The sequence below is a fragment of the Thermostichus sp. OS-CIW-32 genome (genome assembly GCF_054060415.1).
Genome location: NZ_JBSSDD010000001.1, coordinates 136,942 through 148,866 on the forward strand (window position 1 = coordinate 136,942; position 11,925 = coordinate 148,866).

At 58.5% G+C, this 11,925-nt stretch carries 8 protein-coding genes; 3 read left to right on the forward strand and 5 right to left on the reverse strand.

Features of this window, described 5'->3' with window-relative positions:
• The first annotated feature begins 8 nt into the window (after window positions 1-8).
• On the forward strand, window positions 9-992 hold the full coding sequence (gene rapZ / locus ACVWY8_RS00705; protein ID WP_457392468.1) for an RNase adapter RapZ: 984 nt from the start codon (window positions 9-11) through the stop codon (window positions 990-992).
• Window positions 985-2,349, forward strand: coding sequence for a gluconeogenesis factor YvcK family protein (locus ACVWY8_RS00710; RefSeq protein WP_457392466.1), 1,365 nt, complete (start codon window positions 985-987; stop codon window positions 2,347-2,349). Before rapZ ends, ACVWY8_RS00710 begins: the two co-directional genes overlap by 8 nt.
• A 24-nt stretch (window positions 2,350-2,373) precedes the next feature.
• Here ACVWY8_RS00710 and ACVWY8_RS00715 read toward each other — a convergent pair whose 3' ends face one another.
• Together ACVWY8_RS00715 and ACVWY8_RS00720 are read right to left on the reverse strand one after the other, a co-directional pair.
• Complete coding sequence (locus tag ACVWY8_RS00715) at window positions 2,374-3,960, reverse strand: ArnT family glycosyltransferase (RefSeq protein WP_457392465.1); 1,587 nt, start codon at window positions 3,958-3,960, stop codon at window positions 2,374-2,376.
• Between the two features lie 43 nt (window positions 3,961-4,003).
• Window positions 4,004-4,903, reverse strand: coding sequence for a hypothetical protein (locus tag ACVWY8_RS00720; RefSeq protein ID WP_457392463.1), 900 nt, complete (start codon window positions 4,901-4,903; stop codon window positions 4,004-4,006).
• 671 nt (window positions 4,904-5,574) lie between these two features.
• On the opposite strand from ACVWY8_RS00720, the gene ACVWY8_RS00725 reads away from it, so the two are divergent.
• The gene (locus ACVWY8_RS00725) at window positions 5,575-7,320 is read left to right on the forward strand and encodes a peptidoglycan D,D-transpeptidase FtsI family protein (RefSeq protein WP_457392461.1); all 1,746 of its coding nucleotides are present in this window, start codon (window positions 5,575-5,577) and stop codon (window positions 7,318-7,320) included.
• Window positions 7,321-7,431: 111 nt separating this feature from the next.
• On the opposite strand, the gene ACVWY8_RS00730 is transcribed toward ACVWY8_RS00725, so the two are convergent.
• The 3 genes from ACVWY8_RS00730 to ACVWY8_RS00740 all read right to left on the reverse strand — a co-directional run bounded on the left by ACVWY8_RS00730 (window position 7,432) and on the right by ACVWY8_RS00740 (window position 11,817).
• Window positions 7,432-8,655 (reverse strand): glycosyltransferase, encoded by a 1,224-nt coding sequence (locus ACVWY8_RS00730; RefSeq protein ID WP_457392459.1) that lies wholly within the window; start codon window positions 8,653-8,655, stop codon window positions 7,432-7,434.
• Window positions 8,656-8,829: 174 nt separating this feature from the next.
• Window positions 8,830-11,328 (reverse strand): HD family phosphohydrolase, encoded by a 2,499-nt coding sequence (locus tag ACVWY8_RS00735; RefSeq protein ID WP_457392457.1) that lies wholly within the window; start codon window positions 11,326-11,328, stop codon window positions 8,830-8,832.
• 66 nt (window positions 11,329-11,394) lie between these two features.
• Window positions 11,395-11,817 (reverse strand): plastocyanin/azurin family copper-binding protein, encoded by a 423-nt coding sequence (locus ACVWY8_RS00740; protein ID WP_238376907.1) that lies wholly within the window; start codon window positions 11,815-11,817, stop codon window positions 11,395-11,397.
• Between the last annotated feature and the right edge of the window lie 108 nt (window positions 11,818-11,925).

The window sequence follows — 11,925 nt, forward strand, 5'->3', positions numbered from 1 at the left end:
ATAAACCCATGTCAGTCGCGACCCCCGTTTTGGTCATTGCCGGCCTGACGGGATCCGGGAAAACTTTGGCCATCCAGCAGTTGGAACAACTGGGGTACACCAGCCTAGAAGGGATCCCACCGGCCCAGGTGATCCCCTTGGTTGAGGCGATGCGGACCCATCACGCTGCTTTGGCCATCAGCTTGAATCTCCACGCCCAGGAGTACCGGGATCAAGTTCCCACCCTGGCTGCTTGGGTGCAATCGCAAGGGATCCCTTTCCTATTCTTGGAGGCCCGCTCCCCAGTGTTGCTCAACCGTCTCAGCGCCCACCGCCGTCCCCATCCCTACGGGGAAGCTGCCGGTTTGTTGGAGGCCATTGAGCAAGAGCGGCTGGCTCTGGCCCCGGTGCGGGAACGCTGCACCCACTGGTTGGATACCTCCGACCTCAATGCCCAGCAACTGCGGCAGCAATTGCAAGCTTTGGTGCAAGGGATCCCCCAGCCCCTCAACCTAAGGCTGGTCAGCTTCGGTTTCAAATACGGCGTTCCCCCCGATGCCAACTTGCTGTTCGATGTGCGTTTTTTGCCCAACCCCTTCTTTCAGCCCCATCTGCGTCGCCTCACTGGGCAGGATCCCCTGCTGCAGGAGTTCTTGTTTGCGGATCCCATCACACAATCCACCTACCAGCACATCTTGTCCCTGATCAAAGCGTTTTGGCCCCACTACCGCGCAGAGCGTCGCCCCCACCTGACTTTGGCTATCGGCTGTACCGGCGGTCAGCACCGCTCGGTGGCCCTGGTGGAGCGCCTGGCCCAGGATTTGCAGCCTTGGACTGTCCCTGCCGGCAACCACGTTCTTCCCGACCTGAATGTTCAGGTTCAGCATCGCCATCTGCTCGACTCTCAGCGGGAGCTGGAAGCCCGCTTTGGCCCGGTGCCCGGCGAAGTTGGCGTTGCGCAGCAACAGGTTAGGATCCCTTTGGCCGGCGTTCCTGCACCTTCCCATGCCTAAGCCTGTGCCCAGCAACAAGTCCGCCGCTTGGGGCATTCGTCGCCGCAAGGCTGCTTGGCTGGGAAGTGGCTGGAAATGGCTCTTTCCCGGTTTAGCCGTTAAACGCTGGCTGAGCCTGGCGGTTGGGGGCGTGCTGCTGATGGTGCTGGGCATTGCCATCTGGACGGAGTTGACCCCCATCTTTCGCCTGAAGCGGCTGATCGACATCACCCTGCGCTTGATTACCACTTGGATCCCGAACAACATCAGTGGCCCCCTGGTGACTGGGATCGGGCTGGTGATGGTGGTGCTGGGGTTTCGCAGCGCCATGCGCTCCATCGAGGATGTGCTGATCCCCGAGGGAGATGAAGCGCTGGTGGATAAGCTCTTGTCGCGGCGGCGTCTCAGCCGTGGTCCCCGCATTGTGGTACTGGGGGGCGGCACCGGCCTCTCCAACCTGCTGCGGGGTCTGAAGCGCTACAGCTCCAACATCACGGCCATTGTCACGGTGGCCGATGACGGGGGATCCTCAGGGCGTCTGCGGCGGGAGATCGGCGTTTTGCCCCCCGGCGATATCCGCAACTGTCTGACTGCTCTGGCCAACGAGGAAAAGCTGCTCACCGAGCTGTTTCAATATCGCTTCCAGTCGGGGGAAGGGTTGAGCGGCCACAGCTTCGGCAATTTGTTCATCACTGCCCTCACCGCGGTAACCGGCGGCGACTTGATTCGGGCCATCACTGCCACCTCGCAAGTCTTGGCCATTCAGGGGCGGGTGCTGCCGGCCACCCTGGCGGATGTTACCCTCTGGGCGGAGCTGAGCGATGGCCGCCGCGTGGTGGGAGAGTCCAACATTGCCAAAGCCGGAGGACGCATTTGCCGAATCGGCTGCGACCCTCCCAGCCCTCCGGCCTTGCCAGAGGTCATCGAGGCTATTGAGGCGGCAGAGTTTGTGGTGCTGGGGCCGGGTAGCCTCTACACCAGCATCATCCCTAACCTGTTGGTACCGGAAATTGTGGAAGCTCTGGCCAAAAATATGGCCCCCCACATCTACGTCTGCAACATCATGACCGAGCCGGGGGAAACCGACGGCTATACCGTTGGGGATCACGTCATGGCTTTGGATCGGGTGGCAGGAGTGCGCCTATTTGACGGCGTGCTGGTGCAGCGGGAGCCACCCTCCCCGCGCGCTTTGGAGCATTACCGCCGCAGCGGTTCTGAGTTTGTGGTGCTGGATCCCGACAAACTGGCTTACCTGGGCTGCCGTGCCGTTTTGGCTAACGTCATGCAAGAGGATCCAGAGACCGGCTTGGTGCGCCACAACCCCGAACGCTTGGCTGCAATGCTGATGCGCTGGTTCGACAGACATCGCCCCCTCTAGCTTTGCCCAGGATGTCCTCTGCTGTTATTGCAGGCGGGAATAAGGGCGGGGATAGGGCTTGCGCATCTGTCGAGCCAGGTACACCTGAAAGGTTTGCGCCACCGCCCCTGCCCGCACCAGGGGAACCTCGGCCACAGGCTCGATTTGGGCAAAGTAGTCGCCATAGGTGGCTGGGATCCCTGCCCTCGGCTGGAACAGCTTGGAAGTGATGAGCAGCCCATCCTGCCCCAGCCAATCCTGCGGCTGCGACCAAAAGGCAAAGCCCCGCAAATCCGCATCCAGGCAGGTCAGAGGCTTGTCCGTCAGCGGAGCCAGGGCCATGGCGATCTGACCGCCCAAAAAATAGGCATTGGTAAAAACGAACTCTGCCTCCTCAAGGGCTTGAGCCAGGTGGGGATCCGTCCGAAAGCGCTGCCGCAACTGCTCAATTTCAATGAGCTGAGTAGAGGGATCCTGCTCCACGGGCCACAGGCCCATCCCTCCCGGCTCTTGCAGCAGGCCGTAGCGCACATGGGCCAGCCCCACCCCCACCACCAAACTCACCATCACTGCCGTCCCCACTAAGGTTCGCTTCGCTCCCGGCCACCGTTCCCAGAAGGATCCCAGCAGCAGCGTCAGCACCCAAAACCCCGGCATGGGCCAGGTGGGCAAGATGGGCCGGTAGCCTCCCATCAAGGTAAAGGCCAACACCAGCGGTAATCCACAGGCCAGGATCAAAAGGTGCTTGAGCTCTTCATCCGTCAGCCGCATCCCGCGGAGAATCTGCAGGGCCACCCGACCCGTCCCTGCCAAACTCGCCCACCCCAAAGGGATCCCCAAGCTGGGGAACAGGTAAAAGATTTCAGAAAGGATCGTCAGCCCCAGCGCTGGCAGTTGATACCCTGTCTCCGGCACCGCCCGCCCCGCCTGAAAGCGAAAGGAGACCCAATCCTGCTGGGCGTTCCAGATCAGCACCGGGCTGAAGGCCAGCACAAAACCCAGCACCGCCAGCACCGTCCAGCCCGACCTCAAGGCACAGCGATGAACTGGGCTGAGCAGACAAAAGAGTACCAGGCCGAACCCCAAAGCCAAGCCGTGGTACTTCCCCAAGCAGGCCAGCCCCACCAAGAGACCTATGAGCGCTAGCCTAGGCCCTGGCCGATAGCGAGCCGCCCCATAGACTCCCAATTTCCCCTGCCCCAAAGGAGCCGGGAAAAACTCCTGGCTGGCCACCCATAGGGTTGCTGCCGTAAAAAAGACCAGCGGACTATCCGGCAGGGTCAGCACCCCAAACCCAATCCAAAGGATCGGCGCGATGCTGATGGCCGCCAAGCTGATCAGTCCTGCCCGATCAGAGAAAAGGCGCGCTCCGGTGTAGTAGAGGAATAGGGAAGAGCCACAATACAGCAGCAGGGATCCCAGTCGAATAGAAAAAGCCGACACCTGGCCGGTCAAGGCAGGCCCCAAGCCCGTTGTCCAGGCCACCAGCGGCGGATGGTCAAAATAGCTCCAATCCAGATGGCGGGTGTAGAGGTAGTAGTAGGCTTCGTCAAAGCCCGGCGGCAAAAGGGCAGCCACCAGGCCCCGCATGAACAAGCCCAACCCCAGGATTAGCCAAACCGCTCTAGGCAATGGAGGGGATCCCTTTTGGCAAATCGACAGATCTAACTTACCTTTAACACCCTCCGGGTCTACGTCCCTTTAGCAATCTGAGCAATCCGATTTTTTTTGTCTCCAGCAAAATGACCGGACACCCCAAAAATTGACCCAGCTTCTCGGCCTCTGCCCGCGCCTCTGATTCACCGCCACTGGAGATGGATAGCAAAGGCTTCTGTGATTGCAATGTCACCTCTACCGAAAAGCTAGTATCGCCATCAGAATCTGTCCTGGCCTGAACCGTGACCTGCTGCACATCTCGGAAGGAATAAGTTTTCTGCCCTCGCGATCCAAAAGGAGTGAGGTACTCCTCCTGGATTTGGTACAGGGAGCTGTCCAAAGTCACGCGGCGGCGCCACAAAGCCGATATCAGCATAGAAACCCCTATCAAAAGAAATGGCAATGAGAAGAGGGAATAGATGAGGGAAAGCAAGATCACAATCACTAAATCTCCTAAGTCGAACTTATCGCTATCTACCAAGAGCTGACTCTCTGTGCCGTTCACAAAAGACTGAACGCGCCATGCCAGTTCCTGAGCCTCACTCTCACTGGAAGCCGACCAGGCTTTCCTTTCTCCTGCAGGAGTTTTCAGCGTGACATAGTAGTAGGTTGTTCTGTCTCCATCTTCATCTGTCTCGATTTCGGTTTTGGTTCCAGCCTCTCTCACGTCCTTGTAGAGTTTAGTCGTACTTGGCAAAGGCAGCAACGGCTGGAAAAACACTTCGCAGTTAACCGCAGACTGGGCAACTCGAAAGCAGGTGAAGTGGCGATCGCCTTGGTGCAACCAAAGTAAAGTCGAGGCAGATAGAGGAATGAAGGCAACAGATAGAGGAATGAAGGCAAAAAGTAGCCTAAAAGATAAATCCTTGAGAGGCTCTTGGTACACGCGCTTGTTGTGGCTCTCCTCCACGCATTTCATAGACTTAACTCCAAGAAAGCCGGATTTGTTTAGATTATGGCTTGCTAGTCTGCCGGTCGTCTGTTTCCGAGAATACGAAGCGTTTAAAAATTATGAAAAGCAGTAAGTCCTCCGGTTTTCGCTGTGCTGTATTCAACTTCCCCTCTCTCCAACCAGGAGCGGAAATTGAGTGGCTGACTGCACGAGGCGCCGGGAAGAGGTTTTAAATCAAGCAAGTTAAAGGTTTGAGCTGTTGAATGTACGCAAGTGAGTTGGGTTTTTCATGTCCTCCCAGTTTCTTTTGAATGTGATTTAAAACTGCGGATCCAAGCGCGAAAAGTCTGAGGATTTGCCCGCACCTAATTCATGTTCTGAGGCATTAATTAAGTTATCTCCAACACTTAAATTATCTCCAACACCTCTAAAATGTCCTGGCTGCTTTTCGGGATCCCAAGGTCTTTCCCAGAAGCTGTGGGGTGGCATAACAGAGGGATGAGCGCCAAACTAGCGGTGGTGCTCATGTGAGGATTGCAATGGAAGGCAGACCTAGGGCTAGGGTAGGGCGGCCTGTGCCGAAAACCCTGGAGACAAGGCAAAATGGCCGGCAACTTGCTCAACGGCGCCGACGCAGAGGTTCTTGGATCCCTTCACCGCGAAGCTCCAGGCAGTGGGGAACAACGCTGGGATGGCTCTTGGGGGAGCGGATCCCGACGGCCCGCCAGCTTGACTTTCGCGCCGGCATGACCGGACTGGCTTTGATCATCGCCCTATTTGTAACAGGAGCACGTCTGGTTTATTTGCAACATCAACAGGCACCCCTATTGCAGCAGCGAGCCGAAGCCCAGCAGCGAGCCCAGCTAAGACCTTTCATTCCTCGTCGCTCAATTGTGGATCGTCATTCTATTGCCAAGCAGCAGGCAGAATTGCTGGCCGTAGATCGCCCCGTCTATACTCTCTGGGCCCATCCCCGCCTCTTTGGCAAACGCACTCCAGAGGAAATTGCCACCGCTCTTGCTCCCCTGTTGCGGCGTCCAGTAGAGCAACTGGCGCAGCGGCTATCGGCCAATCAGGCAGTGCGGGTGGAGCGCTGGGTATCCCAGGAGGTGGCGGATCAAATTCAGGCTCTGCATCTGGATGGCCTGGAGCTGGTGAGCGAGCGGCAACGCGTTTACCCCCAAAAAGAGATGGCCGCCGAGGTGGTGGGCTATGTGGATCTGGATCATCAGGGCCAAGCGGGAGTGGAATATTCCCGGCAAGAGCTGCTGGAGCGTACCGTTCAACCTGTTACTATTCCTCGCGATGGCTACGGACGACTGTTGGCTGCCGAGGTGCCGGAAGGGCTGCTGCAATCCCGCGAGACGGTGCTGCAACTTACCCTAGATATGCGCCTGCAAAGAGCTGCCCGCGCTGCCCTGAAAGTGCAACTGGAGCGGTTTCGAGCCCTGCGGGGCACGGTGATTGTCCTCCAGCCCCAGACAGGGGAAATCCTGGCGCTGGTGAGCGAGCCCACCTATGACCCCAACCGCTACTTTGAGTATGACCCCGGTCTTTTTCGCAACTGGGCCGTAACGGATTTGTATGAGCCGGGATCCACCTTCAAGCCCATCAACATTGCCATTGGGTTGGATGCTGGAGCCTTTACAGCAGATGAACGGGTCTATGACGAGGGTCGGATTCTCATCGGTCAGTGGCCCATTCAAAATTACGACTACCACCAACGAGGGGCCCATGGCTGGATGAGCGTCACGGATATCCTGCGGCAATCCAGCAATGTGGGCATGGTACATCTAATGCGCAAGCTGGATCCCCGCCAGTACTACAATGCCTTGGTGCGGCTGGGGTTCAACGAGCGCAGTGGCGTGGATTTGCCCTTTGAGCCGGCCAGCCGTTTGAAACCGCTGCGACAGTTTGTTACGGTGCCGGTGGAGCGGGCCACTGTCGCTTTCGGCCAGGGGCTGGCCCTCACTCCTCTACAGTTGGCTGCCATGCACTGCATCATTGCCAATGGCGGACTGAAAGTACAGCCCCATGTGGTGCGAGGCTTGGTGGAAAAGGATACGGATACTCTGGTTTGGGGATCCCCGCAGCCGCAGCCGGTGCGGGTACTATCCGAGCAAGCCACGCTGGCAGTGCGTATCCAAATGCGGGATGTGGTGGACTTTGGCACGGGGCAATCGGCCAAGATCGAGGGGTATGAGATCGCTGGCAAAACCGGCACTGCCCAGAAAGCCGGGCCACGGGGGGGCTATTTGCCCGGCAAGCGCATCACCAGTTTTGTGGGCTACTTCCCGGCCATTCGCCCCAATTACGTGATCTTGGCGGTGATCGACGAGCCCCAGGGGGAAGATGCCTTCGGCTCGACGACGGCTGCTCCCGTTGTTCGCTCGGTGATCCAGGAGATCATCGCCCTAGAGGGGATCCGCCCCAACTCTACTTAGCGCAGCTACAGGAACAAGGGGCGAAGGCGGATGCCAAAGAGGGCCCAGACCGTAAGGAAATGAGCGAAATGCCCGTACTTTCCTATTGGCTCTTCCTGGAAAAAGCCCTACTCAAGACTGGCCACCCACAGAGTCCGACTTAACCTCTGCACTCCTCCAGCTCAGCTTGGAGTTGAGGTAGAAGTTCCAGAATACAACAATACCGATGGCAATTAAGTTGGCCAACAAATAATGAATGCCCAAGCGCTCGCTCAGCAAGGTCACCAGTGAAGTGTTGAGAACCAAGCCAATTAAGCAGATAACGTTAAACTTCGCCAACCGCTTCAGGCGATTCCAGGGCCCCGGCTGCAAGCGGGTCACATGGCGAAAAGTCCACAGGTCGTTCCAGAGGAAGTTATTGAGAATGGCCACCTCCGAAGCAACCAGCTTACTGGTTATGAGATCCCATCCTAAGCTGGTGGGATCGTGCAAAACATAGAGCAAAGCCATGTCCACCAAGGTGCCGGATAGGCCAACCGTGCTGAAGCGCAAAAAGGATCCCACCTGCCCTAGCGAAAAGCGCAGCACCATCAGGTGGTGGAGATATTGGAGACAAGTTTGCAGTTGGATTTTGCTCTCCCCGTTTTGGCGCTCCTGAAAGATGTAGCCGACCTCGGCAATGGTTCTCACCCGGCCCCGCGCCAGCACCTCGATCAGCAGCTTGTAACCCTTGGGGTTGAGCGGGATCCCGGCAATGGCTTGGCGTCTGACCAGAAACAGTCCGCTCAACGGATCGGAAACACGGCTGAAAACTCCCGGCAGCAGAACCAGCCCAATCCATTGGGCCCCGCGGGAGACAATGCGCCGGCCCAGGCTCCAGTGGCTCACCCCTCCCGATGGTGCATAGCGGCTGCCCACCACCAAATCTGCCCCTTTCTGGATGAGCGGCCACAATTTGAGGACAATCTCCGGCGGATGCTGCAAATCCCCATCCATAACCCCCAACACCTCGCCGCGGGCAGCTTGCCATCCCCGCAGCACGGCAGTGGCCAGGCCTCGTTCGTGGTGGCGACAAATGACTTGCAGTTGAGGGAATTCTTTTTGCAATCCTTGGGCCACTTTGGCAGTGTAATCGGGGCTATTGTCATCCACCACAATCAACTCATAGCTTCCAGGCAGAATCGTGTCTAGGTGGGCACACAACTGCCGGATCAGGCTGCAGATACTGGAGGCTTCGTTGTAGGTGGGAATGACCAGCGACAGTTGGACAGGGCTGGACTGAGACAGAGGTGGAATCTGAAAAGGAGCTGCAGAAGCTTTGGGATCGGCAGAGGAAGTAGGAGCTCCATGAAGCATTCAGCAGGCCATCCAAAAACAATAAAACAAAAATCCTCCGCCTAGGGCTGCAAATCCTAGGACTGCCTTGGTTCATACTGGGTCCACAGAACGATCCCCTATCGTACTGATCGATGAGCCGCAGGGCTAGACCTTTCTCTACCTACCCAGCTTCTTCGGGAAGAGGTTACTTGGCTAAGGGGATCCCGTGGAGTGGCTCATCAACACCGGGATCTGGGCCTGAGCAGAGGCAGTCTCAGGCAGCGAGGGGGCAGGGGTGAAACTGGGGTAGGGGATGCGCTCGTGGTTGGATTCCCGCCAGACCTCCACGAAAGCGTCTGCCACCACCTCCAAATCCTCCAGCGTCAGCCCACTGTCAACCAACTGGCCATCTTGCCAACGGGCCTGGGCAATTTTGCGGACAACAGCCTTTGCCCGCTCGACCACATCGGGGCCGAAGCCATCGCTCAAGGTCATACTGCGCAGGGCGGCTTCACAGGCATCGGCCATCATCACCACCCCCGTCTCCTTGCTCTGGGGGATCGGGCCATCGTAGCGGAACGGCTCTTCGGGTACGGGCTGACCCCCGGCTTTCATCTGGGCTTGATGGTAGAAATAGGCAATCAGGATCGTCCCCTGGTGCTCAGGGATAAACGCCTGGACGGCGGTAGGCAGATTATATTGCTTGGCCAGGCGCAAGCCATCGCTGACGTGGGCCTTGATAATCTGAGCACTGCGATAGGGATCGTCCAGTTGGGTGTGGGGGTTGAGGCTGCCCATCTGGTTCTCGATGAAGTAGCGGGCCTGCAGCATCTTGCCGATGTCGTGGTAAAGAGTGCCGGTGCGCACCAGCTCCACGTTGAGGTTCAGCTTCTGGGCAGCCCGTTCTGCCAAAGTGGCCACAAGCAGAGTGTGCTGGAAGGTGCCGGGGGCCTCTGCAGCCAGCCGCCGCAGCAGCGTGCGATTGGGATTGCTCAACTCGATCAGACGAATGGGGGTGGCCAAGTCAAACAGGCGCTCCAGGTAGGGGCTGGCTCCCAGGGCAACAATGCTCCATCCCAAGCTGGTTCCCCCTGCCAAAGCCATGGCCAACAGGTCGATGCCACCGGTGGTGGCCAAGCTAACCGCCCCGTAGGCCAGCATCTGCACCGCTGCCGCTCCTCCTCCCAACAAGGCCAGCTCTTCGCGGGAACGGGAACGCCCGGCCAGGGCAGAGGCCACCACGCTGCCGGAGAGCAAGGGTACAAGGGTGAGCAGGTTGACAGGGGAGACCAAGGGCAAAAACAACGCCTGGCCCACCACCACCACCAGGCCCAGCCCTGCCCCGTAAAAACTGCCCAGCAACAGCCCCACCGCCGGCAGGGAGCTGAACTCCAGCTTGAACAAGGCCGCCAAAAGGGGAGCGGTCAGGGAAACTATGAGGATCAACACTCGATCCCGGCGGCGCAATCCCGGCCTCAAGCGTTGTTGCAGAGGCACAAAGACAGCCAGGCCCATGCCCATCACTCCGGCCACTCCCACCAAGCCCCAGATGTTGATCCCGCGCTGGGTGAGCCCAAAGTGATCCAAGATGAGAAAAATTTCGGGAGTGATGACCTGATCTGCTCGCACGATCACCTGGTTCTCGGCAACCGAGATCAGAACCGGCTCGACTTTTTCCAGCTCGGCGCGGATGCGCTGCTCGGTGCGCTGGGGATCCACCTCCACGTTGGGAATGAGCACCTGCTGCAGCCACTGATAGACCAGGGCCTGCAGCTCCTGTCGTTGGGCAGCATTGCCCGGAAACATCAAATCGTCCAGTTGGGCTTGGATCCCTTCAGCGCGAACTTCGCGGGGCAGGCCATCCACAATCCCTATCTTCTGTAGGCGCTCCAAGACCCGCCGGCTCAAGGTTTGCAAATGCTGCCAATCCGCATCTGCCAAGTTGAGAACTGTGGCCGGGACAGGGGGGGTGAGTTGCTCCAGAGCCGGCACAGCTGCCCGATAGCGCTGCTGCGCCGCTTCCACCTGGGCGATCAACTGGGTATAGGGATCCGTCGCCGCCATCTGGGTGGCCGATCCGTCCAACCAGACCCGCTGCCAAACCTCGACAAGCTCTTGCTTGGCCCGCTGCTCCGGAGGAAGCTGCTCCGGTCGCCCCGAAGAAGGCTCTTCCAAAGGAGATGGGGTGGCTGCACGGGCGCGGATGGCCTCTTGTCGGGCGCGAGCCTGAAGGAGTTCCCACTCCTCTGGGGAAAGCTGGCGCAGATAGATCTGCGTTGGCAGAGACAGCAACTGGACAGAAACATAGGGCAGAGAACCTGCCTCTTGGCGGATGGCCTCCACCTCAGCCAGGAGAGCCTCCAGATTTTGCCGCATGCTGTCGTTGGCGGTGCTGTTGATTTTAAGGGCCTGCGCCACCCGCCGCCGCGCCTCAGCTTGTCGGGCCTGGGTAGCCTCCACATCTTCGATCTCCGCCGCAGCAGGGGCGAGAAACGTCTGCGGGGAGCGGCTGCCGACGGTCAGTTGTGGTTCGTTGTAGTAGCGGATCCCGTGGACAGCAGTGAGGGAGAGAAGCGCTATGGCATAGCCGGCAACCCGTTCCGAAAGGGAGAGCCTGCTCTTTCGAGGGGGGGCTGCCTGGCATCCCCGAGTCCAGTGTTCCGCGTTCGCGTCGGTGGCGCGAAGGGCTTTGGGCGTGAGCGGGTTTTTCATGGATTGGCCTGGCAGCGTCTTTCTCTTTTCTATCCCCTTTTGGCCGGGTAGCCCAGGAAGAGGATCTCAATCGCCGATGGTAATCTGCCCCACCATACCTGCTTCTGCATGGCCGGGAATGGTGCAAACCAAAGCGTAGACTCCAGATTTCAGAGGAATAAATTGCCACTCCACCGAAGCGCCTGGCTTCAGCTCCAGTTCTCGGATCTGGCCCTTAATTTCCACGCCGGCCACGTCCAGCTTGCGGGTCCAGACGGCATCGGCAAAATCCTTGGCGCTGAAATAGTGCTTCAGTTGGCTGGGGTTGCTCAGGCGGAGACGGTAGAGGCTGCCGTTGCGAAAAGACAGTTCCTTGGGCACAAACACCAACTGATTGTCGGCAGTACCCAACTCAATAACCTTCTCCTGCGGCGTTTGTCTGGAGAGATCCCGCGCCCATACCGGATGCGGGATCCCAATCATGAGGGCCGATAGCCAGATTCCCAGCACCAGGAAATGACAGAACCTGTTTAACATTGCAACAACGAGGAGAGAGGAAAGAGCAAAGAGAAAAGAGCAACGAGGAGAGAGAAAAGAGCAAAGAGAAGAGATTCCTCC

Bases quoted from the DNA above. Each gene is read 5' to 3' on its own strand.
- rapZ (WP_457392468.1), top strand. From the start codon at position 9: ATGTCAGTCGCGACCCCCGTTTTGGTCATTGCCGGCCTGACGGGATCC.
- ACVWY8_RS00710 (WP_457392466.1), top strand. From the start codon at position 985: ATGCCTAAGCCTGTGCCCAGCAACAAGTCCGCCGCTTGGGGCATTCGT.
- ACVWY8_RS00720 (WP_457392463.1), bottom strand. From the start codon at position 4,903: ATGAAATGCGTGGAGGAGAGCCACAACAAGCGCGTGTACCAAGAGCCT.
- ACVWY8_RS00730 (WP_457392459.1), bottom strand. From the start codon at position 8,655: ATGCTTCATGGAGCTCCTACTTCCTCTGCCGATCCCAAAGCTTCTGCA.
- ACVWY8_RS00735 (WP_457392457.1), bottom strand. From the start codon at position 11,328: ATGAAAAACCCGCTCACGCCCAAAGCCCTTCGCGCCACCGACGCGAAC.